This window comes from Vagococcus sp. WN89Y, from assembly GCF_052220145.1.
Taxonomy (GTDB): Bacteria; Pseudomonadota; Gammaproteobacteria; order Enterobacterales; family Enterobacteriaceae; genus Kosakonia.
In genome coordinates this window covers 71,298-94,551 of record NZ_JBQPOM010000032.1, presented here as the reverse complement: position 1 = coordinate 94,551, position 23,254 = coordinate 71,298, and the positions used below count along the sequence as shown (strand labels likewise).

Annotated in this window: 22 protein-coding genes, 1 tRNA gene and 2 pseudogenes; 7 read left to right on the top strand and 18 right to left on the bottom strand. The window is 54.9% G+C overall.

What is annotated here, in order from left to right; translation table 11 throughout:
• Positions 1-14: 14 nt before the first annotated feature.
• The gene (locus tag ACTU3N_RS14175) at positions 15-1,316 is read right to left on the bottom strand and encodes a CYTH domain-containing protein (protein ID WP_443086781.1); all 1,302 of its coding nucleotides are present in this window, start codon (positions 1,314-1,316) and stop codon (positions 15-17) included.
• Between the two features lie 239 nt (positions 1,317-1,555).
• On the opposite strand from ACTU3N_RS14175, the gene ACTU3N_RS14170 reads away from it, so the two are divergent.
• Positions 1,556-2,170 (top strand): TIGR04211 family SH3 domain-containing protein, encoded by a 615-nt coding sequence (locus ACTU3N_RS14170; RefSeq protein ID WP_443086780.1) that lies wholly within the window; start codon positions 1,556-1,558, stop codon positions 2,168-2,170.
• A 67-nt stretch (positions 2,171-2,237) separates the two neighbouring features.
• Positions 2,238-3,479, top strand: coding sequence for a multifunctional CCA addition/repair protein (locus ACTU3N_RS14165; protein ID WP_443086779.1), 1,242 nt, complete (start codon positions 2,238-2,240; stop codon positions 3,477-3,479).
• A gap of 11 nt (positions 3,480-3,490) precedes the next feature.
• Here ACTU3N_RS14165 and bacA read toward each other — a convergent pair whose 3' ends face one another.
• Both bacA and folB read right to left on the bottom strand, forming a co-directional pair.
• Entirely contained in the window at positions 3,491-4,309 is an 819-nt protein-coding gene (gene bacA, locus ACTU3N_RS14160; RefSeq protein WP_443086778.1) for an undecaprenyl-diphosphate phosphatase, read from the bottom strand.
• Positions 4,310-4,415: 106 nt separating this feature from the next.
• The gene (gene folB / locus ACTU3N_RS14155) at positions 4,416-4,784 is read right to left on the bottom strand and encodes a bifunctional dihydroneopterin aldolase/7,8-dihydroneopterin epimerase (RefSeq protein WP_443086869.1); all 369 of its coding nucleotides are present in this window, start codon (positions 4,782-4,784) and stop codon (positions 4,416-4,418) included.
• Between the two features lie 154 nt (positions 4,785-4,938).
• Between folB and plsY the strand changes: the two genes are divergently transcribed.
• A complete protein-coding gene (gene plsY / locus ACTU3N_RS14150; protein ID WP_443086777.1) occupies positions 4,939-5,556 on the top strand; it encodes a glycerol-3-phosphate 1-O-acyltransferase PlsY in 618 nt (205 codons plus the stop codon).
• 30 nt (positions 5,557-5,586) lie between these two features.
• Here the strand turns inward: plsY and tsaD are convergent, their stop codons facing one another.
• Complete coding sequence (tsaD, locus tag ACTU3N_RS14145) at positions 5,587-6,600, bottom strand: tRNA (adenosine(37)-N6)-threonylcarbamoyltransferase complex transferase subunit TsaD (RefSeq protein WP_443086776.1); 1,014 nt, start codon at positions 6,598-6,600, stop codon at positions 5,587-5,589.
• Positions 6,601-6,838: 238 nt separating this feature from the next.
• Here tsaD and rpsU point away from each other — a divergent pair, with 238 nt between their 5' ends.
• The 3 genes from rpsU to rpoD all read left to right on the top strand — a co-directional run bounded on the left by rpsU (position 6,839) and on the right by rpoD (position 11,043).
• Positions 6,839-7,054, top strand: a complete 216-nt coding sequence (rpsU, locus tag ACTU3N_RS14140) for a 30S ribosomal protein S21 (RefSeq protein ID WP_001144069.1) — start codon at positions 6,839-6,841, stop codon at positions 7,052-7,054.
• 237 nt (positions 7,055-7,291) lie between these two features.
• Positions 7,292-9,037, top strand: coding sequence for a DNA primase (gene dnaG, locus ACTU3N_RS14135; RefSeq protein WP_443086775.1), 1,746 nt, complete (start codon positions 7,292-7,294; stop codon positions 9,035-9,037).
• A 14-nt stretch (positions 9,038-9,051) separates the two neighbouring features.
• Positions 9,052-11,043 carry an RNA polymerase sigma factor RpoD gene (gene rpoD, locus ACTU3N_RS14130; protein ID WP_443086774.1) on the top strand — a complete coding sequence of 664 codons (1,992 nt, stop codon included), beginning with the start codon at positions 9,052-9,054 and terminating at the stop codon, positions 11,041-11,043.
• 43 nt (positions 11,044-11,086) lie between these two features.
• Here rpoD and ACTU3N_RS14125 read toward each other — a convergent pair.
• Positions 11,087-12,089 (bottom strand): annotated as a pseudogene (locus tag ACTU3N_RS14125) (IS4 family transposase).
• A 111-nt stretch (positions 12,090-12,200) separates the two neighbouring features.
• Positions 12,201-12,707, bottom strand: a complete 507-nt coding sequence (gene mug, locus ACTU3N_RS14120) for a G/U mismatch-specific DNA glycosylase (RefSeq protein ID WP_443086773.1) — start codon at positions 12,705-12,707, stop codon at positions 12,201-12,203.
• 125 nt (positions 12,708-12,832) lie between these two features.
• On the opposite strand from mug, the gene ACTU3N_RS14115 reads away from it, so the two are divergent.
• Positions 12,833-12,908, top strand: a tRNA-Ile gene (locus ACTU3N_RS14115).
• Between the two features lie 159 nt (positions 12,909-13,067).
• Here ACTU3N_RS14115 and ACTU3N_RS14110 read toward each other — a convergent pair.
• The 12 genes and pseudogenes from ACTU3N_RS14110 to ACTU3N_RS14055 form a co-directional block, all read right to left on the bottom strand.
• Positions 13,068-13,286, bottom strand: coding sequence for a DNA-binding transcriptional regulator (locus ACTU3N_RS14110; RefSeq protein WP_443086772.1), 219 nt, complete (start codon positions 13,284-13,286; stop codon positions 13,068-13,070).
• 66 nt (positions 13,287-13,352) lie between these two features.
• Complete coding sequence (locus ACTU3N_RS14105) at positions 13,353-14,501, bottom strand: phage late control D family protein (RefSeq protein WP_443086771.1); 1,149 nt, start codon at positions 14,499-14,501, stop codon at positions 13,353-13,355.
• A complete protein-coding gene (locus tag ACTU3N_RS14100; protein ID WP_443086770.1) occupies positions 14,501-14,980 on the bottom strand; it encodes a phage tail protein in 480 nt (159 codons plus the stop codon). The genes ACTU3N_RS14105 and ACTU3N_RS14100 overlap by 1 nt, the downstream gene beginning before the upstream one ends.
• 14 nt (positions 14,981-14,994) lie before the next feature.
• Positions 14,995-17,406 carry a phage tail tape measure protein gene (locus tag ACTU3N_RS14095; RefSeq protein WP_443086769.1) on the bottom strand — a complete coding sequence of 804 codons (2,412 nt, stop codon included), beginning with the start codon at positions 17,404-17,406 and terminating at the stop codon, positions 14,995-14,997.
• Positions 17,399-17,518 carry a GpE family phage tail protein gene (locus tag ACTU3N_RS14090; protein WP_443086768.1) on the bottom strand — a complete coding sequence of 40 codons (120 nt, stop codon included), beginning with the start codon at positions 17,516-17,518 and terminating at the stop codon, positions 17,399-17,401. Before ACTU3N_RS14090 ends, ACTU3N_RS14095 begins: the two co-directional genes overlap by 8 nt.
• 32 nt (positions 17,519-17,550) lie before the next feature.
• Entirely contained in the window at positions 17,551-17,826 is a 276-nt protein-coding gene (locus ACTU3N_RS14085; RefSeq protein ID WP_443086767.1) for a phage tail assembly protein, read from the bottom strand.
• A 53-nt stretch (positions 17,827-17,879) separates the two neighbouring features.
• A pseudogene (locus tag ACTU3N_RS14080) lies at positions 17,880-18,340 on the bottom strand (phage major tail tube protein).
• A gap of 39 nt (positions 18,341-18,379) precedes the next feature.
• Positions 18,380-19,570 carry a phage tail sheath protein gene (locus ACTU3N_RS14075; RefSeq protein WP_443086766.1) on the bottom strand — a complete coding sequence of 397 codons (1,191 nt, stop codon included), beginning with the start codon at positions 19,568-19,570 and terminating at the stop codon, positions 18,380-18,382.
• A gap of 129 nt (positions 19,571-19,699) precedes the next feature.
• Positions 19,700-20,278: a tail fiber assembly protein gene (locus tag ACTU3N_RS14070; protein WP_443086765.1), complete on the bottom strand. Its 579-nt coding sequence runs from the start codon at positions 20,276-20,278 to the stop codon at positions 19,700-19,702.
• Entirely contained in the window at positions 20,278-21,810 is a 1,533-nt protein-coding gene (locus ACTU3N_RS14065; RefSeq protein ID WP_443086764.1) for a phage tail-collar fiber domain-containing protein, read from the bottom strand. The genes ACTU3N_RS14070 and ACTU3N_RS14065 overlap by 1 nt, the downstream gene beginning before the upstream one ends.
• Positions 21,811-21,820: 10 nt before the next feature.
• Positions 21,821-22,351: a phage tail protein I gene (locus ACTU3N_RS14060; protein WP_443086763.1), complete on the bottom strand. Its 531-nt coding sequence runs from the start codon at positions 22,349-22,351 to the stop codon at positions 21,821-21,823.
• A complete protein-coding gene (locus tag ACTU3N_RS14055) occupies positions 22,344-23,252 on the bottom strand; it encodes a baseplate assembly protein (RefSeq protein WP_443086762.1) in 909 nt (302 codons plus the stop codon). The genes ACTU3N_RS14060 and ACTU3N_RS14055 overlap by 8 nt, the downstream gene beginning before the upstream one ends.
• Positions 23,253-23,254 lie beyond the last annotated feature (2 nt).

Genomic DNA, 23,254 nt, shown 5'->3' with positions numbered 1-23,254 from the left:
CTAAAATCCTTTCGTTAACGTTTTCCGCTGTGCAACCAAAATGGTGGCTGCGTGATAGCAGTATTGCGAAAATGTTCTATCTCAATACGCTGGCGCGTTTCAATGGCCTGGTGCAAACCCTGCCAGTTTTCCAGCCACTGAATGACCAGCGCCCGATCGTAATAGCCCGCCAGCAGCAACGCGCAGTCTATCTCACGCGCCAGGCGCGGCAGCTGGTCACGGTAGCTGTCGCCCAGCGGCTGGGCGAACGCCTTTTTCAGCTCGGCGGCAATACGTGAAAGGTGAATATCGGCAAAGCGTTTAAACGAATCGGCGAATTTCGCCTGCGCTTTCTCATCAAGGAATGTACGCCAGCCCTGGGTGACCAGCCATTCCGTCAGCAGCAGCTTCGCCATTGCTGATTGCGGGTTCCACACGGCAGTGCTGGCCGAGACTGCCGAGGTTATCGTTGCATCGGCCTGGGTCAGCAAATCACGTAAGTGAGTGCTCGCTTTACGTGGAACAATCCCGCCAAACAGCATCAGCGTGTGGCGCAATAGCGCGATGGCATCCAGCACATTTTGTTTCGCCGCTTCATTACCCCGCAGCCACACCTCTTCATTGTATTGCCACAACCCCAGCGCCTGCTCCAGAGCGCTGGCGAAGCCCTGCTCGACGCTGGCTTTAGGGGGTAATGTCAGGATATCTACCGGGCGAGGCTCGCGCGGGGCGTTGCCTTGTGCAAGGTGATAGCCGCGCGCCGCTTTGCTCAGACTGCCCTGGCGCAGGCCGGACAGCGTGACCAACTGGCGCGCCAGCTTGAGGATATCGGTCGCGTCACCGCTCAGCAGTTCCAGCTCCAGCTCGCAAATCGGCTCGGCCAGCTCACCGGCTTTCACCTCGCCTATATCCAGACCGATCTCGATGCGGCTTGCGCCCACGTTAATCAGCCATTTTTCACGCCAGAAATCGGTGCTAAAGAGCGGGCGCATGCGCGCCTGCAAATCCTCGGGCAGCGTGCTCTCTGGCCACACTTCTGCGGGAAAGCGCGCCAGATCCAGCTCGGGCTTTTCCAGCGGAATGTTATATTCAGGGCGCTGATGCAAACCACCGATAACGCGACCGGCAATTTTCATCGTCATCTCATATTTGCCATCAACGCCACGAATACGCAGCCCCATATCGTGACTGCGCAACCAGTTGTCCGGTGTCTCATAATAGATGTTCAGCAACTGGCCGGGCGCGATATGCTCTTCGGTTAGCGAGTGAAGATGTTGACGCAACGTTTCAACACTGTCAGCGTTAACGATAAATTTTAATTCGATTTCCTGAGCCATGGTCTGCACTTATGGTTATGTCATATCAGTGAAAAATGCGGCGAACTAACGCGCCCGATGTTTGTCAGTAGATAGTATTTTGTGCCAAATTGCCATGCAATGCGCAATCCGACTGCGATAAAAGTTCGTATACAGGTTCAGTTTGACCCGGAAGATTCCGATTGATGCCAACCGCAAGGTGTCGTCAGACTGTCACCCACTCTTTATCATTCACGTTTAACGAAAATAACGACTAACTGATGCCAAAATTACGCCTGATTGGATTAACCCTCTTTGCTCTTAGCGTGTCTGCCGGTATTCACGCTGAAGAAAAACGTTACGTTTCCGATGAACTCAATACCTGGGTTCGCAGCGGTCCGGGCGACAATTATCGCCTCGTGGGCACGGTAAATGCCGGCGAGGAAGTAGTGCTTTTACAGTCAAACAACGACTATGGCCAGGTGCGCGATAGCTCCGGGCGCACCGCCTGGATCCCGCTCAAAGAGCTGAACACGCAGCCCAGCCTGCGTACGCGCGTGCCGGAACTGGAAAACCAGGTCCAAACGTTGACCGATAAACTGGACAATATCGACAATACCTGGAACCAGCGTACCGCCGAAATGCAGCAAAAAGTTGCCCAAAGCGACGGTGTGATTAACGGCCTGAAAGATGAAAACCAGAAGCTTAAGAATGAACTGATTGTGGCGCAGAAGAAAGTGAATGCGGCAAATCTGCAACTGGATGACAAACAGCGCACCATTATCATGCAATGGTTTATGTATGGCGGCGGCGTGCTGGGTGCCGGTCTTATCCTCGGCCTGCTGCTGCCACATATGATCCCTAGCCGTAAACGCAAAGATCGCTGGATGAACTGAGCAAATTAGCCATCTTCTCTACACTTACGTATTATCTGGCAACGAAATAGGTAAGGAGAGTGGTGGCGTGAAGAGTTATCTGGTTGGTGGCGCAGTACGTGATAGGTTATTAGGCCTGCCAGTTAAAGACAGAGACTGGGTGGTTGTGGGAGCGACGCCAGAAGAGATGCTTGGCGCGGGTTACCAGCAGGTAGGCCGCGATTTCCCCGTGTTCCTCCATCCGCAAAGCCACGAAGAGTATGCGCTGGCGCGCACGGAACGTAAGTCTGGCTTTGGTTATACAGGTTTTACGTGCTACGCCGCGCCGGATGTCACCCTGGAGCAGGATTTGCTGCGCCGCGATTTAACCGTCAACGCCCTGGCGCAAGATGAGCACGGCCATATCATCGATCCGTATGGCGGCCAGCAGGACTTGCGTCAGCGTATTTTACGTCATGTTTCCCCCGCTTTTGGCGAAGATCCGCTGCGCGTGCTGCGCGTGGCGCGTTTTGCCGCACGCTATGCCCACCTCAGTTTTCGTATTGCTGACGAAACAATGTCGCTGATGCGCGAGATGACCGCCGCAGGCGAACTGGCGCATTTGACTCCGGAGCGCGTGTGGCAGGAGACGGATAATGCGCTGCGCACCCGCAATCCGCAGGTCTATTTTCAGGTATTACGTGATTGCGGCGCGCTGGAAGTGCTGTTTCCGGAAGTGGATGCCCTGTTTGGCGTCCCGGCACCGGCCAAATGGCACCCGGAGATCGACACCGGCGTGCACACGCTGATGACGCTATCAATGGCGGCGATGCTCAGCCCTGAAGTAGACGTGCGTTTCGCCACCTTGTGCCACGATCTGGGCAAAGGATTGACGCCAAAAGAGTTCTGGCCTCGCCACCATGGTCACGGCCCGGCAGGTGTCAAGCTTGTCGAAAAATTGTGCCAGCGTCTGCGCGTGCCAAATGAGATCCGCGACCTGGCAAAACTGGTGGCAGAGTTTCACGACCTGATTCACACGTTTCCAGTTTTGCAGCCAAAAACCATCGTAAAACTGTTTGATTCCATCGATGCCTGGCGTAAGCCGCAGCGGGTCGAGCAAATTGCGCTGACCAGCGAGGCCGATGTGCGCGGGCGTACCGGGTTTGAGTCCTGCGACTATTTTCAGGGGCGTTTATTGCGCGAAGCCTGGGATGTCGCGCGGGCGGTACCGACGAAAGAGGTGATTGAGGCCGGTTTTAAAGGCCCGGCGGTGCGTGAAGAACTGACTCGCCGCCGAATCAATGCGCTTGCCCGCTGGAAAGAACAGCACTGCCCTCAGCCCAAAGACTGAGGGCGCAAGCCTTAGAAGAAGACGACGTAAACGGCTGCCGCGACGATAAAGCGATAGATAGCAAACGGAATAAACGAGATACGTTTGATCAATTGCAGGAACGTTTTGATAGCGATCAGCGCGACAATAAACGCGGTCACGAAACCGACGGCAAACATCGGGATATCACCCGTGGTGAGAAACCCGATGCTTTTATAGAGATCCAGCGCCGTTGCGCCCATCATCATAGGCACCGCCAGCAGGAAAGAGAACTCCGAGGCGGCGTAACGGCTGACGCCCATCAGCATACCGCCGGAGATAGTCGCCCCGGAGCGCGAAAAACCCGGCCACAGCGCCAGACACTGGAAGCAGCCAATCATAAACGCCTGCCGGTAGGTGATATCATCCAGCCCTGCCGCGCGCGGCTCTTTCGGCTTCAGCACCTCAGCGGCAATCAGCAGCAGGCCGCCGACCACCAGCGCATACATCACATTGACAGGGTTAAATAACGATTTGATCGTATCGTGGAACACCAGCCCCAGCACCACCGCCGGGATCATGGCGAGCAGGATATGGCCCAGCGACAGACGACCTTTGCCCATTCCTTCATGCGGCGGATGACCAAAGTGGATGCCAATCAGACCAAACAGACGCCGCCAGAACATTACCACCACAGCCAGAATCGAACCCAACTGAATGACAACCTCAAAGGTTTCAGCCGTCTTCCCTTCAAAACCCAGCAGATGCCCGACGATTATCATATGACCGGTACTGGAGACCGGCAGAAACTCAGTGAGCCCTTCAACCACCCCGAGAATGGCTGCGACCAACAGCGAATGCATATCGCTCATTAATTAAACCCCTAAAAAGATAGAAAACACGGTATGCCTTTGAAGGCACCGCGAAAGGCCACTCTCTATGACCTGAATACTAGCGTTTGGTTTAACCGTAATGAATTTAAATAGTTTTTTTCGGATTTAGGCCACGCTCAATCACGACGCCCACGTTACGCGCCCGCGCAACCGCACCCGGTTTGCTGAGTTTGATGCGCACCCACGGGGAATTAAAGCGCGCCAGCAACAGCCCGGCGACCTCTTCCGCCACACGTTCCACCAGCGCAAAACGCCCCCCTTCTACATGGCTTATCACCACCTCTGCGATATCGGCGTAGCTTAAGCAATCATTCACATCATCACTTTCTGCCGCTTTGCGGTTATCCCAGGCCATTTCGATATCGAACACCAGCTGCTGTTCGATGGTCTGTTCCCAGTCGTAAACACCAATTGTGGTGATTGCCGAAAGTTGCTCTATAAAAACGATGTCCATCACGCCTCACTCGTTATCTCATCTACGTTCAAACCGCATCATCACTTGCAGCCTGTCATATTTTGAGCATCACCTGGATACCACTTTTCTGAATTTATGCGTATTATCCACAGATGCAGAGAATTAAACGACATTTTCAAAACGGAACAGCGTTATGAGTGCAATCGCGCCTGGAATGATCATCCTTGCGTACCTTTGTGGCTCAATTTCCAGCGCCATTCTGGTCTGCCGTATCGCTGGCCTGCCCGACCCACGCGAAAGTGGTTCCGGCAATCCCGGGGCGACCAACGTGTTACGAATTGGCGGCAAAGGTGCAGCCTTAGCGGTACTGGTTTTCGATATTCTCAAAGGAATGCTGCCGGTATGGGGCGCTTATGAACTGGGCGTGACACCGTTCTGGCTGGGGCTAATCGCTATTGCCGCATGTCTTGGGCATATCTGGCCCGTTTTCTTTAAATTTCAGGGCGGTAAAGGCGTAGCGACGGCATTTGGCGCCATTGCGCCTATCGGCTGGGATTTAACCGGCGTCATGGCGGGCACCTGGCTGCTAACGGTGCTGCTGAGCGGTTACTCTTCGCTTGGCGCGATTGTCAGCGCGCTGATCGCGCCGTTTTACGTCTGGTGGTTTAAGCCGCAGTTTACTTTCCCGGTAGCAATGCTTTCGTGCCTGATCCTGCTAAGGCATCACGACAATATTCAGCGCCTGTGGCGCCACCAGGAAACCAAAATCTGGTCGAAGCTGAAAAAGAAGAAAAAACCGCAGGGAGAGTAGCCCGGAAGCCGCACGCCGCCGGGCTGGCGCTTACGCCGCAGGCAGCTCTGCCAGCGGCCAGCGCGGGCGTACCGTTACACCGAGACCGGCATTGGTGCCCGCTTTCAGGCGCACCATACCCGCGTAAGCGATCATCGCGCCATTATCTGTACAAAACTCAGGGCGCGCATAGAACACTTCGCCGCGCCGTTTTTGCATCATCTCCGCCAGTTTTGCCCGCAGCGTACGGTTAGCGCTCACGCCTCCGGCCATCACCAGACGGGAAAAACCGGTTTTTTCCAGCGCGCGCTTGCATTTGATCATTAATGTATCAACAACCGCATCTTCAAAAGCGCGCGCGATATCGGCGCGGGTTTGCTCATCATCTCCACTGCTGCGAATGGTGTTAGCTGCGAAGGTTTTCAGGCCGGAAAAACTGAAATCCAGCCCCGGACGATCGGTCATCGGGCGCGGGAAAACAAAACGCCCGGCAACACCCTGAGAAGCCAGTTTAGACAGCATCGGACCGCCAGGATAATCCAGCCCCAGCAGTTTAGCCGTTTTATCAAAAGCCTCGCCTGCCGCATCATCAATAGATTCGCCGAGCAGCTCATACTGCCCGATACCGGTCACGCTAATAAGCTGCGTATGACCGCCGGAAACCAGCAACGCCACAAACGGGAACGCGGGGGGATTATCTTCGAGCATCGGTGCCAGCAGGTGCCCTTCCATATGGTGAACCGGAATCGCCGGAACCCCCCAGGCAAAAGCCAGAGAGCGCCCAACGGTCGCGCCTACCAGCAGCGCGCCGACAAGCCCTGGCCCTGCGGTATAAGCGACGGCATCAATATCCTTCGCGCTCAAACCCGACTCTTTCAGCGCCGCCTGGATAAGCGGCACGGTCTTGCGCACATGGTCGCGGGAGGCCAGCTCCGGCACGACGCCGCCGTAGTCAGCGTGCAGTTTTACCTGACTATACAGTTGGTTGGCTAATAGCCCCTGTTGTTCGTCATAGATTGCGATGCCAGTTTCATCGCAGGATGTTTCAATGCCCAGTACGCGCATGGCTCTGTTTACCTCTTTGCAATACCGCGCAGTGTAGGGCGAATGCGGGTCGATGTAAAACTTTGCTCACTCCTTCAGCATAGTTCGTGTATACTTCCGCCCCTTACAAAAGTCCCCTTTCAAAAAGGGCGGCGGTGCTTTACAAAGCAGCAGCACTTGCAGTAAAATTCCGCACCATTTTGAAATAAGCTGGCGTGAACGCCAGCGGCAAACCGATTTAATCAAAGGTGAGAGGCACATGCCGGTAATTAAAGTACGTGAAAACGAGCCGTTCGACGTAGCTCTGCGTCGCTTCAAGCGTTCCTGCGAGAAAGCAGGTGTTCTGGCGGAAGTTCGTCGTCGTGAGTTCTATGAAAAACCGACTACCGAACGTAAACGCGCTAAAGCATCCGCTGTGAAACGTCACGCGAAGAAACTGGCTCGCGAAAACGCACGCCGTACTCGTCTGTACTAATTCTGTTGGGGACCTGCGTCCTCAATAGCAGACCGAGTTGAAGTTGTAAGGCCGTGCTTCCGAAAGGAATGCGCGGCTTATTTTCGTTTATAAGCTGACTATTCTTTGGACTCTGGGTTGCTTCTACAGCGGCAGCTAAGCCACGCATTTGTCGCACAGATAGTGTGCGCGCCGGTGCGCGAAAGCAGCCAAAACGAGACGACTTGCAAGACCACGAATATTGAATAAACGGGGCCTATGGCTGGACGAATCCCACGCGTTTTTATCAATGACCTGCTGGCACGCACCGACATTGTCGATCTTATCGACGCGCGCGTGAAGCTCAAAAAGCAGGGCAAGAATTACCATGCGTGCTGTCCATTCCATAACGAAAAAACCCCTTCTTTCACCGTCAATGGTGAGAAACAGTTTTACCATTGCTTCGGCTGCGGCGCGCATGGAAATGCTCTCGACTTTTTAATGAACTACGACAAGCTCGAGTTCGTGGAGAGCGTGGAAGAACTTGCCGCCATGCATAACCTTGAAGTGCCATTCGAAGCAGGCAGCGGGCCAAGCCTGATAGAGCGTCATCAGCGGCAAAATCTCTATCAACTTATGGATGGCCTGAATGCATTTTATCAGCAATCGTTGACACAACCTGCCGCTGAATCCGCGCGCCAGTATCTGGCAAAACGTGGGATGAGCAGTGAAATTATTACACGATTTGCTATCGGTTACGCCCCGCCCGGTTGGGACAATGTCTTAAAACGTTTTGGTGGCAATAGCGAAAACCGTAAGTCGCTGATCGATGCAGGTATGCTGGTAACCAACGATCAGGGGCGCAGTTACGATCGCTTCCGTGAACGGGTTATGTTCCCGATTCGCGACAAGCGTGGCCGGGTGATTGGTTTCGGCGGGCGCGTGCTCGGTAACGATACGCCGAAATATCTGAATTCTCCGGAAACCGATATTTTCCATAAAGGCCGCCAGCTGTATGGCCTTTATGAAGCGCAGCAGGATAACGATGAACCTCAGCGGCTTTTAGTCGTCGAAGGATACATGGACGTGGTCGCGCTGGCGCAGTATGGCATCAATTATGCCGTCGCGTCGCTTGGGACATCCACCACGGCTGACCATATCCAGCTGCTGTTCAGGGTGACGAAAAACGTCATCTGTTGTTACGACGGCGACCGTGCAGGCCGTGATGCCGCATGGCGCGCGCTGGAAACCGCGCTGCCTTATATGAGCGATGGTCGCCAGCTGCGTTTTATGTTCCTGCCGGACGGTGAAGATCCGGATACGCTGGTGCGTAAAGAGGGCAAAGAGGCGTTCGAAGCGCGGATGGAGCAGGCTCAGCCGCTCTCCACGTTTTTGTTTAACAGCCTGTTGCCGCAAGCGGATTTAACGACGCCGGATGGCAAAACGCAGCTTGCCGCGCTGGCGCTGCCGTTAATCAGCCAGGTGCCCGGCGAGACATTGCGCATCCAGCTGCGGCAGATACTGGGGAATAAGATAGGCATTTTCGACGACACACAGCTCGATCGTTTAATGCCAAGGCTTGCGGATAACGCAGCCGCACGTCCGACTCCGCAGCTAAAACGCACAACCATGCGTATACTTATAGGGTTGCTGATTCAAAATCCTGAGCTGGCGCCGCAGGTACCGTCTCTGAGTGGTCTGGACCCCTCAAGGTTGCCTGGACTTGGCTTATTTAAAGAATTGGTCAACACTTGTTTGTCTCAGCCAGGTCTGACCACAGGGCAGCTGCTGGAACATTATCGCGGAACAAAAGAAGCCGCAACCCTTGAAAAACTGTCGATGTGGGACGATATAGCCGATAAGGACATTGCGGAAAAGACTTTCACCGACGCGCTCAATCATATGTTTGATTCGATGCTTGAACGGCGACAAGAAGAGTTGATAGCTCGCGATCGCACGCATGGTTTAAGTAGCGAAGAACGCCGTGAACTCTGGCAATTAAACCAGGAACTGGCAAAAAAGTGAATTCAACGGCTTAAGTGCCGATAATCGATCGGGTAGATCCCGACAGCCGCGATGAGGGCCAGCGGCAAAAATATAAATATACCCTCGAGTTAAATGTTGGCGGTTTTATTTCGCTAACCGACACCAACCCTCATGAATTTAAGAGTGGATACCGTCTTATGGAGCAAAACCCGCAGTCACAGCTCAAACTTCTTGTCACCCGTGGTAAGGAGCAAGGCTATCTGACCTATGCCGAGGTCAATGACCATCTGCCGGAAGATATCGTCGACTCAGATCAGATCGAAGACATCATCCAAATGATCAACGACATGGGCATTCAGGTGATGGAAGAAGCGCCTGATGCTGATGATCTGTTACTCGCTGAAACAACCGCCGACACGGATGATGATGCAGCAGAAGCGGCTGCGCAGGTACTTTCCAGCGTTGAATCTGAAATCGGGCGAACCACCGACCCGGTGCGCATGTACATGCGTGAAATGGGTACTGTTGAACTGTTGACCCGCGAGGGCGAAATTGACATCGCCAAACGTATCGAAGATGGGATCAATCAGGTTCAGTGCTCTGTTGCCGAGTACCCGGAAGCGATTACTTATCTGCTGGAACAATACGACCGCGTAGAAGCAGAGCAGGCTCGCCTCTCCGATCTTATCACCGGCTTCGTCGATCCTAACGCTGAAGAAGATATGGCGCCGACGGCGACACATGTTGGTTCTGAATTATCCAGCGAAGAAATGGATGACGAGGACGATGAAGAAGACGAAGAAGATAGCGACGACAGCAGCGATGATGACAACAGCATCGATCCGGAGCTGGCGCGTGAGAAATTCGCAGAACTGCGTACGCAGTACGAACTGACCCGCGACACGATCAAAGCGAAAGGTCGCAGCCACGCCGCTGCTCAGGAAGAGATCCTTAAGCTTTCTGAAGTGTTTAAGCAGTTCCGCCTGGTGCCGAAGCAGTTCGACTACCTGGTGAACAGCATGCGCGTCATGATGGATCGTGTGCGTACTCAGGAACGCATCATCATGAAACTGTGCGTTGAACAGTGCAAAATGCCGAAGAAAAACTTCATCACGCTGTTCACCGGCAACGAAACCAGCGAAACCTGGTTCAATGCGGCGCTGGCCATGAATAAACCGTGGTCAGAGAAACTGCACGAAGTCGCAGAAGAAGTTCAGCGTAGCCTGGCGAAACTGCAGCAGATTGAAGAAGAAACCGGCCTGACAATCGAACAGGTAAAAGATATCAACCGTCGTATGTCTATCGGTGAAGCGAAAGCGCGCCGTGCGAAGAAAGAGATGGTTGAAGCGAACCTGCGTCTGGTTATTTCTATCGCCAAGAAATATACCAACCGTGGTCTGCAATTCCTCGATTTGATTCAGGAAGGCAATATTGGCCTGATGAAAGCGGTCGATAAGTTTGAATATCGTCGCGGCTACAAGTTCTCCACCTATGCAACCTGGTGGATCCGTCAGGCTATTACCCGTTCTATCGCGGATCAGGCGCGCACCATTCGTATTCCGGTGCATATGATTGAGACTATCAATAAACTCAATCGTATCTCCCGCCAGATGCTGCAAGAGATGGGGCGCGAACCGACGCCGGAAGAGCTGGCTGAACGCATGCTGATGCCGGAAGATAAGATTCGTAAAGTGCTGAAAATCGCCAAAGAGCCGATCTCCATGGAAACACCGATTGGTGATGATGAAGATTCGCATCTGGGTGATTTTATCGAGGATACCACTCTCGAGCTACCGCTGGACTCTGCGACCACCGAGAGCCTGCGTGCTGCCACGCACGATGTACTGGCTGGCCTCACCGCACGTGAAGCGAAAGTTCTGCGCATGCGTTTTGGTATCGATATGAATACCGACCATACGCTGGAAGAAGTGGGTAAACAGTTTGACGTTACCCGCGAACGTATCCGTCAGATTGAGGCGAAGGCGCTGCGTAAACTGCGCCACCCGAGCCGTTCTGAAGTGCTGCGCAGCTTCCTGGACGATTAAGTTTCAGGCAATAATAAGAAGGCTCCCTGCGGGGTAATGCCGGTCATTTAAGGTGACCGGCATTGTTTTTTAAGGGATATTTAGCTATCTTCTCCCTGATTTCCCTTGCGTATTCCCGTTCACGCCTCGGGGGGAGTTTCAGCATCGCGGCATTGCTGTAGAAGTGCTTCAGATGTCCCGGCACTGCTCCCGGTGAGGACCACGGCAGCCCGATTAACAGCCGCAGTATCTCTGCCACCGAACCACTGAAGCTCAGCTGATACGGCAGATAATCTCCTTTCAGGCTGAACGCCATTTTCACCATCTGATATCGCACCAGGTTATATGTCAGTAATATTCCCCACAGCTCTTGTCTGACCATTTCCGGTAATTTACTTCTCAGCGTCCAGCGGTTGCCGCACAGGAACTGCTTCGCTTCACGATACCCCAGTTCGATTTCCCACCGGTGTTCATAGAGTTCCGCTATGTCTGCCGCCGGGTAACGCATCGCATCCGTCATCGATGTGACAACCTGACGCTCCATGCCGTTAACCTTCCGCCTGATTAACCGGACAGTGAATTCATCCGGCAGACCTTCCCACTGTTTTCTGGCCTGCGGGTGGTCTTTAGCGTTATCAGTTCATCCTGCCTGCCCAGTCTGCGTATCACTTCATACTGCGTGCCTTTCTTCAGCGGCAGCAGCCAGTGGCGGTTCTCACCTGCCTTGTGCCAGTGCTGTTGCGTGAGGTTGAACAGTTCACGGATGGCATCTTCCCCCGGCTTTTTGCGGCGGGCAATGACGGAACCGGGCGCAGTAAAGGGTCTGCCGGTACGGTCAACGATATCCATCAGGTTGACGATATGAGAGAGGGGCTTGTTGTTGAATATCGCCATACCGATAACCAGCCAGACCATGGATTCAAGGGGAAGCTTCGCTTACGTAGCGTCACGGTATCCGTGAGGGTAAAGGCCTGCTGAATGAGGTCAGGGGGAAGAAGGTCGGCAAGACTCTGAACTTCATCGGGAGCGGTAAAATTAATAATGCCGAGGGCCTGTGAAAGTTCCATTAAAAAGGGTCCATGTGAAGACATGAACCCTTTTTACATCAGCCACCGGATCGGTCAACCGATCCTTAAACGATCGGCATTAGCCTGCGGGGAGCCTTTTTTATTGCGCCGCTACAGCCCACGCGTGATCAGCGCTTCATCCAGCTCACGATAGCTTTGCACCAGTTTATCCAGCGTCGCGCGGTTTAACCCGCTGGGATTGGGCAGCACCCAGATTTGCGTCGCGCCGATGGTCATTTGCTGCTTGCCCCAATTTACTCCCCTCACGCTAAAAGCTTGTTCAAAGGCTTTTTTACCCAGAATTGCCAGCGCAGAAGGTTGGTAGTCTTCGATTTTTTTAATCAATTCCCTGCCGCCAGTGCGCAACTCATGGAGTGCGACTTCGCTGGCTTGCACGGTTGGTCGTTCGACCAACATCGTTATCCCGCAGCGAGTATCCAGCAGATGTCGCTCATCTTCCGGGCGCAGCAGTCGTTCGGTGAACCCCGCTTGATAGATGACTTTCCAGAAGCGATTGCCGGGATGCGCAAAATGAAAACCTGTGTGGGCAGAAGATTTTCCCGGATTGATACCACAAAACACGACTCTTAATCCCGGCGCCAGAATATCGTTGATCATGCACATCTCCTTATAAAAAACGATTATCTAAGTATAAGGGATTGAAAATGCATTGTTTATAAAAACAACAAGCAGATAATTCATGCTGGATTGCGGGGATAAGTTACATTATAATTCTCCGCCACGGCCCCTTAGCTCAGTGGTTAGAGCAGGCGACTCATAATCGCTTGGTCGCTGGTTCAAGTCCAGCAGGGGCCACCAAATTTCCCTTATAGAATCATATATTTAGGCCATCCTTTGCGATGGCTTTTTTGTTTGAGATTTTCATAGTGGCGATAAAATGGCGATAGATTTTTTACGCCTGCCCATGTGTAGATAAGAAAAAGCCCACACGCGGTGGGCTGGATCAGCTGGTTTGTCTCAGAACCACATAGGCTGTTGCCCACCTCTAACCGGATGCGGTGGCGCGTGATCCACTTTCCCGGGCGTTACGATAAAGCGCTCTATCGACTCCATCGTCACAAAAGTGCAGCTGCAATTAATATTTGTGCACTGGTGATAACGCTCTTTGGTGTTTTCACTGAGATAACGACTGGTGCGCGCATGTGCCGCGTGCTTACATTTCGGACAATGGAACATGAAACGCCCCTCAATTCACACTTGGTGAATGAATGATACCCACTTTTTCACAATTTGAGAATGAGTTTATTCCAGTTCGTTCGCCGCGTCATACTCTACATCCATAAGCCGCACCTCAAGCTCCAGCGCCGTCGTATAGCCGTTATTACTGAGCGCGTGTGTTACCTTTGTAATTGTCCATGCCTGCGCGTCTATGACGTGCTTAAAGCCTGATACTTTGACCGGTGTCTCTGGGTAGAGATCAGCCCGCCCGACAGCGAGACTGATTGAGAATTCAGCAACGCCGCGCTGCAATTTGTCCCATTTGGCCTGAGCCGCCCGCATCGCCTGGGCTTTGGTGGAAAAGATGGTCGTGAGCGCAAAGACGTTATCCGCCTCACCGGTCATATACTCGCCCTGCCTCGCTTCCGGCTCTTTGGCCTTTTTCGCTTTCGGGTGCTTCGCTGCGTCAGTCGTCTGTGCTTTGGGTTTCCGCTGGAGCTTCACCTTCTGCTTTTGCGGCTTCGGGTCTTTGGTATGCAGCCATTTCGCCGTGACGCCGGTATACGCGCCACGGTCGGCGATAGAAAACTGGTGCCGGTCGCCATCGCCACGCGTGATCGTAACCTGCGGGATGGGTTTGCCGCTGGCCGTCACGCCCTGACCGGCTTTCATAAACAGCAGCTTTCCCGCCTTGACCGAGACTTCGCCGCCATTGCGCTCAGCAAGGCGCGTCAGGAATTTCGCGTCGGACTCCTGCGACTGATCGATATGCGGGATTTTAATCCCGGCCAGCACCGGCGCGACGCTGGCGGTCAACCTGTTCCGCCTGGCGATTGCCTCCACCATCGCGCCGAGCGTGGTGCCGTGCCAGGACTCCTCGCGGCGGGAATTTAATGAGCCACGAAAATCAGCGCTGCGGGCGCGGATGGTCACGGTGTCCGGTGCGCCGCGATGCTCCACCTCATCAACGGTAAAGCTGCCTTTTGACGTCAGCGCAGCGCCTTTCCAGCCGATAAATAAATCCAGCACCGCGCCGCGTATTGGCAGTTCAAACAGCCCGTCTGAATCATCCAGCTCAATGTCGAGCTGGTCAGCTTCAAAGCCGCGATTATCAGTAAGCGTGAGAGCTATCAACCGGTCGCTGATATTGGCGGTGATATCCTTTTGCCCGAGGCGCAGCATAAAATCAGGCGTCAGCGCGCCACCGGCATTCGTTGTCAGCGCATCCAGCATTAGCCCGCCCCCAGCATGCCGGTCACTTTTGACATCATCTCACCGGCCTTGCCGATAAGTGATTCTGCTTGTTTGCCGATATCGCCATACAGCGCAGCGAGCGATTCATCCACGCGGGTGAGGGTCAGGGTAAAGTCAATTTTGCGCGGCGAACCATCGGCAAAAAACAGGCTTCCGGTTTCGCTCACGCTGTTAATAACGTACATGCCGTAAATCGTGCCGCTGCCGTCCAGCAACGGCCAGGCGCGCCCCTCCTCTGCCATCTGTCTTACCGTGGTCATGGTCAGCCTGCCGCCGGTCAGCTCAGGGTAAAGCACGCCGGAAAGCGTGATTTTCTCCTCCCCGACGCCGAGAAACTGAAAGGCATCCCGTTTACCGATGCGGCTGTTTGACGGCCAGCGATAACTCGTTTCACGCTGCATATTCTGGTAAGGCAGCGTCTGGCGCATAAATACAAACATCCCGAGAGCAAGCATCATATTTCGTTATCTCCTCATCCGTCGTGCGCCATGCTGGCACGCATGCGGGCGCGCTTTTCACGCTCACGTTTTTCAATGGCCTCTTTAATCTGCTGGTCTATCCCTGCGCCGGATGAACCCGCACCGGACACGCTGATGTGATACTCATTTTTGCTCTGGTCGACATAAGAGCGCCCCGCTGAGGCGACCACCGGCTTATAACCCGGTGCGCTTCCCGGCGAGCTGCTTCGGCGCGAAGCGGCATCGGCTTTCGCCGCTTTCTGGTCAAGGTCGCCAGACTCTTTATTGATAATGCCGAGCTTTTCCAGCACCCAGTCGATGCCGGAGCGCAGCTTGTTAAAGGCGTTCAGCGGCATCATCAGTGCATCCGCCAGCGCCTGGCCGAACAGCACCCCGGCATCTTTGCAGGCATTAAGTTGTTCCTGAGAGGACTTAACCGGCTCCAGCAGGTTTTTAAACCAGTCGCATACGGCTTTAAGTTTTTCGCCCAGCCAGTCAAACATCGGTTTGAGCGGCGAGAACATTTCCGCGACCGGCGCGAATGCAGCCGTGATCCCTTCGATAACGCCACTAAAGAAAGCGCTGACGGGTTCCCAGCATTTACGGATAAGCAGCGCACCGGCGACAATCGCCGCCACCACGGCGACAACCGGCCAGGTCAGCGCGCCGAACACCGTCCCCAGCACACCGGCCACGGCAATGATGGCATTCACACCGGTGATGACCGGCCAGACAACCAGCCCGATCCCGCCCAGCACGGCGATTAGCCCGGCGGCCGCACCGGTCACCATGACGATTTTTGTCACCAGTTCCGGGTTCTTACTTACCCAGGTGTTCAGCTTTTCCAGCCATCCGCTGACGGTCTGCGTCAGTTTGCGCAGGCTCGTATCCATTTCAGCAAAGACCTGAAAACGCAGACGCGAAAACTCGCCCTGGAGTTTTGCCACATCACCCGACAGGTTATTGCGCAGGGTGCCGCCCATTCGTTCAGCGGCTCCGCTGACATCGCCGAGCTGGTTTTTTGTGCCCGCCAGCGCCGCGAGGAATTTCGGGATCTGGTCGACGGATAAATCCTCGACCGGCGTGCCGAACAGCATAATGGCGGTATTCGCCCGCTCTGCCGGGTCTTTAATGGATAACAGCCCCTGTGCGGTTTTCTGCATTGCCTGACGGGCTTTGTCCCCGCCGCTGGCAATCGCTGACGACATTTTTGCCGCGTTCAGGCCAATCTTCTTGTAAGCCTCCACGCTGTTTTTCGACATATCCGAGCCGCGAATGCTGAATTCCTTTATCGCATCGCCGGTTTTATCCAGCGCGAATTTTCCCTGGCGGGACATATCGACAAGCAGCGACATCGCTTCCGCGCCGCTGAATCCCATATTGCGGAAATGGGTCGAATATTCATGCAGGATTTCCGGCAGTTCACCGCGCATCTGCGCAGAGACTTTCTGCATCCCGGAAACGAGCAAATCCATCGCCTCATCGCTGCTGGCGGCAAGACCGTTTTTCATCATGATCGCGGCAATCTGAATGCTTTCCGGGACGTCGCTGCCGAAAGCGGTCTGCATATCCAGCGCCTTACGGGTGATGCGGTCGAGCTCAGCCTCGCCGGTAGCGCCCATCGTGCCGAGCGTACTGCGCACCGCTGACAGCGCTTCGGTGATTTGCTCAATATTGTCGCTGACGCCGGAGCCGTTAATATCCTGAATAATGCGCGTGTACTGCTGCCCCTGTTCAGCGCTCTCGCCCTGGCGGGCAGCAATCAGCGTGCCGTTTTTCTGTGTTTCCACCACCGGCGCCATCATGCGACTCCCCGCATACAGGCTGGCGGTGCCGATACCGAATGCAGCCGCACCGGTGTTACGCACGCCAGCGGCGATGGCTTTGCCGCGCTCATAACGTTTACTCACCGCGTTGAGCTTTTCCTGCTGCTGACTGACGCGAAGCAGTGCCGCGCGCTGCTGCTCAATCGTCGAGGTCGTGCGGGCGATATCGTTGCGCAGTCGCCGCTCGGCACCGGACAGGTTACGGGTATCGATACCCGCCTCCCTCAGTGCGGTACGCTGGCGCTGCGCCGACTCTTTCAGGCTGTCGTATTTTGTTTTTAACGCTGCGGCGCTGCGTCTGGCCTCTTCAAACGCTTTGATTTGCGCACGGGTCGGACTGGCGGTGCTGCGCATCTGCACGGCAAGCCTCGCGACTTCCTCCTGCGCCCGTTTCAGGGCGGTGCCGGTGACGCCAAGCTGACCGCTGGTTTTACGAAAGCCATCGATGCGGCCAGCCTGCGCGTTAAGCTCCCGCAGTTCCCCCTGCGACGTGCGGATGTTCCCCGCCAGCGTTCTGCTGGCGGCCTGCACGGCTTTAAAGGGGCGGGTCGCCTGGTCAACAGCCCTGAGCAATACCTGTAACTTAACGTTGTTACTCATTCGTGTTTCCGCTTCGCTGGAGCGCTTTTTCGCGCCATGTGATGAGCTCGGTCAGGCTCAGGGGATTTAACTCTGACGGCGGCCAGTGGAAGACCACCGCGATATCCGCCATCAGGTCATCGACCGACAGGTCTGCCGGAAACGTTACTGCACCGAACTCGGCGACAAAAAACCGACCACCTTACCGGCAAGCGCCACAAGGTCAGGCAGCTCCAGTGCGGCAACTTCCTGCTCGGTCAGGGAGGGCGCGGTCATACGCGGCAGCACCTTAATCAGCGCATCGACTTCGGAGTTTGCCACCGCCGCCAGGCTGACGCCGCGCAGCGTGCCGGTGTTGGGTTTTATCAGCGTGATTTCCCCGATAACCTGCTCGCCACGTTTGAGGGGATTCTCCAGGGTAATAATGTTTTCTGTGCTCATGGGGTTCTCACTTTAATCAGGGTTAACCGGCCAGGGTTGCTGGCCGGGGGAAATCACAGGCCGATATTGCGGCGGTGCTGTTCGAGGCGGTCGGAGCCGTTCACCTTCTCGACCATGTTGACGGTGTCGATTTCAACCAGTTCTTTACCGTCCATCGTCAGTTTGAAGTAGGTGCAGACCACCGAGATTTTTGATTCCGAGTCTTCGCCCTGCTTGCCTTCGCCGGTGTCGATTTCTTTCTGGCGGCCACGCATGACCACCTCGACCGCCACCGTTTCGCCGGTGTCGTCGCGCTGGTAGGAGCCCGCGAAGCGCACCGGCACGGCATCGACGCCGGTTGCGCCGTACAGCTCCCAGATGGCCGCATCGGGGAAGCCGCCGAGCGACCATTCCATCGACAGGGCATCATCATCGAGACCGAGGTCAACCGGCGCGGCACCGTTCATCNCAGTTTCGGCAGCGTGATGGATTTGGCGATCCCCTGATAGCTGTAGCCATTGAGGAACACATTCATATATTTAAGTTTTCGTGGCATTGCCATTTATCAGGCTCCTTAATTGCTGTTGACCGAGGAGACCAGATTCGCCAGATACTTATCGGTGATGCGCTGGCGTAAGGTCAGGTTTTCGAGCGGGGGAACCGGCGTATAGTCATAATCGATATACAGTTTCCCGGCTTTCAGGGTCTCTTTATCGTTGGCGTCTTCATCAAACCAGCAGGTCGCATCCACGATGTAGCCGTTGGTTTTCATCTCGCGAAATTTGGCGTTAATCCCGTCAACAATGTCGCGAATAAGCGTCGCGGTGATCGGCCTGTCGACCGCCCACATATGCGCATCCGCCATCGTGTCGGCGATAACCTGCGCGGTGCGGGTGTAGTTCTCAAACAGGAAAAGCGGGTCGTCCGAGCAGGTGCGGTTACCCCAGAAGCGAAAGCCATCCTTGCGAATCAGCGTCGTGACCCCGGCCTCGTTGAGCAGGTCGGCATCGGTGCCGGATTCCTGCAAATCCCAGAATACCGACGCGCTGATGCCGGTGACGCCGTTCACGCCAACGTTAGACAGGGTTTTATGCCAGCCCTGTTCCTGGTCGATTTTCGCACGCAGGCCGAGCGCGCGGGCGGTGGCATGCGCGGTTTGCGTGACGTTCGCGGTAGTATCCCACGCCAGAAAATCCGGCCAGATCACCATCAGCTCGCGCTGGCTGAAATTGTCGCGGTACTTAATGGCGTCGGAGACGGTTTTACAGCCCCACGCGCTGACGTAACCAAAGGCACGCAGTTTCTGACAGACAGGCGCAAGCGCGGTCGCCACGTCGAGGGTATCGAAGCCCGGCACGCCGAGAATGCGCGGCTTCACGCCGGTCACCGCCTCGGCAGTCAGCAGCGCTTTCAGGCCGGTGTATTTGCCGTTCTCATCCGTGGTGCCAATGATGTTAGAAACCGTCTGCGCAAGTGCAGCCTCCTCGTCGTCACCGGTTCCCTCTTCGACACGCACGACCACGACCACCGGTTTCGACTGGTCGGTAATAGCCTGGAGGGAGGCGGCCAGGGTGCCTTTTTTACCGGCTTTGGCGATAGCGCTTTGCACGCTGGTAATCAGCACCGGCTCATTAAGGGGAAAGGTTGCCGCGTCGGCATCGCTGGCGGTACAGACCATGCCGACAATTGCGGTCGAGACGGTGGAAATAACGCGCGTGCCGTCGTTGATTTCGACAACCTGCACGCCGTGGTGATAATCACTCATCCGTTTAACTCCGGGGTTATGGGGTGAGTGTTATTGTCCGGTGCGCCATCAGCGGACGCCATTTATCCGGGTTGGGGCTGGAGTGGTACAACAGGTAAAAGAAAAGGTGGGCAGATGCCCACCCGGCAGTTATTCGGGCTGTTGAGGCCATTCAATATCCGGCATATCCTCCGGTTGAATACGGTTCAGCAAAACCCGATATTTTTTCCATGTAATAAGGCGCGTTTTCTCTTCTTCCGTTGCCATATCAAAATCAACAGCATCCTGCAGGGTGGCAATAATTTCATTCGCCATTTTCATGCTGTTGCTTTTTGTGGTTTGAGCCTCGCTGACTAATGCGGTTCGCTCTGCTGTGGCATCCAGCACCCATGCATCACCATCCCATTTCTGCCACTGATATGACGGGGCAATTGTTGTGGTGCCTGACGGATAAGCCCCGAGCTCAGTGATATAAAACTGATTGCCCGTTTCAGTATCAAAGACAATTTCTCCCCGGTGATCTTCGCTGATATTCCACCGTTGTGTTTCTGTATCAAACACAGGGATAAATCCTTTTTTGGTTTCCGGAGGAACGGACATCGTACAGTTTGCTGGTAATCCCGTGTGAGCAGGAATAAATGCGTCACCCTTACCAATAAATTCATACGTGTCCGCACGCAGGTTATAAACAGTGACAGTCCGGTTTTCTCCGGTCATTTTGAAGGACATCAGGCAAGCCTCACAATGTAATTAAACGCAATGTTTCTGACGGTATTTTCTGTATTCCCGGCGGCATTAATAACGATGGCGTGGCTGTGAGAACCAAGCGTGATGGAATGCCCGTGCGCACCGATAGAAATATCATGGCTGTGAGCGCCAATATAAACGCTGTGTGCATGCGCCCCTGCCACCTCGGAATACGCCATAACCGCACTGGTGTTCGTACCGGCACTGACTCGCCCACCAAATGCAGTCGTGCCGGAAACAATACCGTGTGAGTGAGCGCCGGTGTTATCTGTACTTTTCCACCCATAATCAAACCCACCGGTGGCTTTTGAACCGTAGTCAAAGGTGGTGGTATTCTTCGAGCCTAAATCCGTACTGGCTACGCTTGCGCTATGTGTATGAGCTTTTATGTCATCAAGTTCCTGCGACAGAACCGCACGCCCGCCAGCAGGATTACCTTTAATCATCCAGCCGCGCATATCAGGAATGACGCCTGAAGGATAGGCCTCTGCCAGTAACGGATAAGCGCTTTTATCAAAGGTTTGTCCCTGCATCAGCGCATAGCCTGACGGCACCGTATCGGACGGCCACGGTATCGGCATCCCCACCGGGCAGTTGTTATAGCCGTCGTGATGGAGCATTTTCCAGCCGTTAAAAACGCCCGCACTCACGGCAGCAAACCCCATCATTTCGCCGTTAAAATCAATGCCGATAGTCGTGTTATAGCCCTGACTGTTACTGTGCGCGGCGTTGAAATAATGCTTCCAGGCATGTCCGCCGGGCATACCGTTGACAGCCTCAGAGGCATTAAAAAAGCCGGAGCGCTGGCGCAGGTCAGTCGCAACATTACTGATACTTTCCGCATAGGTATTCAGCCCCGCGCCTTTTGGTACGCGACTTTCTGCATTCTGGTTCGCTTGCGTGGCGAACATATAAGCCGCTTTAACGGCTTTCGGCGTCGCGGCCAGTGACTCCGCGTCGCTGTCCGTCGCGCTGCTCAACTGCGTAAACCCTTTTTCTTTCAGCGTGGCGTCAGGATGGTTGCGCGATTGCTCATGCTCCGCGAGTTTGTCGTCGACATAATCCTGCGTTGCCATCACGGTGCTTGAATCAATGGTCAGTTCAATCAATTCAAGTTCGCTGACAATAATGACCATGCGGCAGGTCTGCGCACGACCGGAACCCTCAGCCAGCTCAGGCTTGTAGCTTTCCGCCATATTCGCAACCGCAATCAACGTTCCGCTGTCGTCATACAGACCTAATTCACGCGCCCAGAATCCGCCGACCTCCGGCGGGATCACCAGTTCAGCAACGATATAATTTTTGTGCTTGTTGTCCTGGCTGATTTTATTCAGGCTGTGACGCCAGACCTCATTAACGAGAGCCGTCTGGCTGGTATCCGGCTGCGTAAGTTTGCCGCCGCCGTCGCCCACAGCCATTGCAACGATATTGACCTTTTTACCGTCCGGTAAGGAAGCGGCGGCAAATTTTGCCGCACCGGCGGTGGTGATCACCGTTCTGTATTTTTTACTCATGACGCCTCGTTTATCCGGGATAAATCGTAATAATGTCGCCCTCATACGCGACGCCGCCGGTGTACATATTGCCGGGCACATCCTGAAGGATATTCAGACCGAGCAAGTGGCGGCTGGCGGGCTTTGCATCAGCGATAAGCCGTTCCATTTCGGTATACATCTCCTCACTGATGCCGGTTTCCAGTACGCCGATATCCAGGCGAAAGGTGCCAGGCGGATCGCCGGTCGTCCACCACTCAGTGATTTTGATGACATAACCGAGCGGCTCCACCACGCGGCGCACTGCGCCGATAGTGCCTTTGTGGCTGTGAATAAAGCAGGCGCTGCGGATCACGTCGCGTTTGGTCTCTTCCGGCCAGTTCTCATCCCAGCGGTCTACCGAAAAAGCCCAGGCAAGATACGGCAAAAGGTTCACCGGGCAGGTGTCCGGGTTCCACAGACGGCGCAACGGTATCGGCGTGTTTTCGATATCCGCACAGGCGCGCGCGGCGGCCACTTCCAGTGGCGAGGAGCCCACCGGCAACAGCCTCGAATCACTCATCGGAGCCCCCGATCACAATCTGATAATCGGTGCAGTAAGACGCCTGAGTTTTATCGAGCACAATGTCGGCCACCGGTGCGGCCAGCTCGACGCGCTGCACACCTTCCACATGCAGCGCCGCATATATGGCGGATTTGCGTACATCGCGCCCGAGGCGGTGCTGCGCACCGATGTAGGCCTTGAGCTTTGTTTCAGCGGCGCTACGTACCGGCTCACTCTCCGGGCCAGGGTAGAGATACAGCGTGGCGTTAATCTGATAATCAATAATCTCCGCTGACTGCACCGTCACGCGGTCAGCCACCGGCCTGACATCCTCATCGTTAAGCGCATTACGCACCACGGCAAGCAACTCGTCCGATGCCGCGCCGTTTCCCTCACGCGATAATACCGAGACCGTTACGCAGGCAGGCTCCGGGCTGATAACCGAAATATCTGCAACACGCCCGTCGGCGCTGCGGCCATGAAATTCATAAGCACCGGTAGACCCGGCGACGCTCAGTCCTTCCAGTGCCTGCTGGATGCGCAGACGAAAATCGCTGTCCGACTCCATCACCGCCGCAACAGGAGGAATGGCGCTCTCATCGGCTGGGGTGATAATCAGGCGCGAAACGTTGTAATTTGCGCCGATAACGTCAAGGTCATTACCTGCCGCATAGGCCAGCATCGTTGCGCGGGCGGCTTCGTTGACCCGCTGACGCCAGATCACTTCACGGTAGGCATTTTCCTCCAGAAATTTGGTCAGCGGTTCGGACTCCAGCGCCAGCGTGCGGGCAACTGCTTCCTGCTGCTCTTCGGGAAACAGGGAAATCAGCGTCGCCTTACGTTCAGCCAGAATGGATTCGTAGTCGGGCTGCTCGACCACATCAGGCGCGGGGAGCTGGCTCAGGTCGATAATCGGCATGG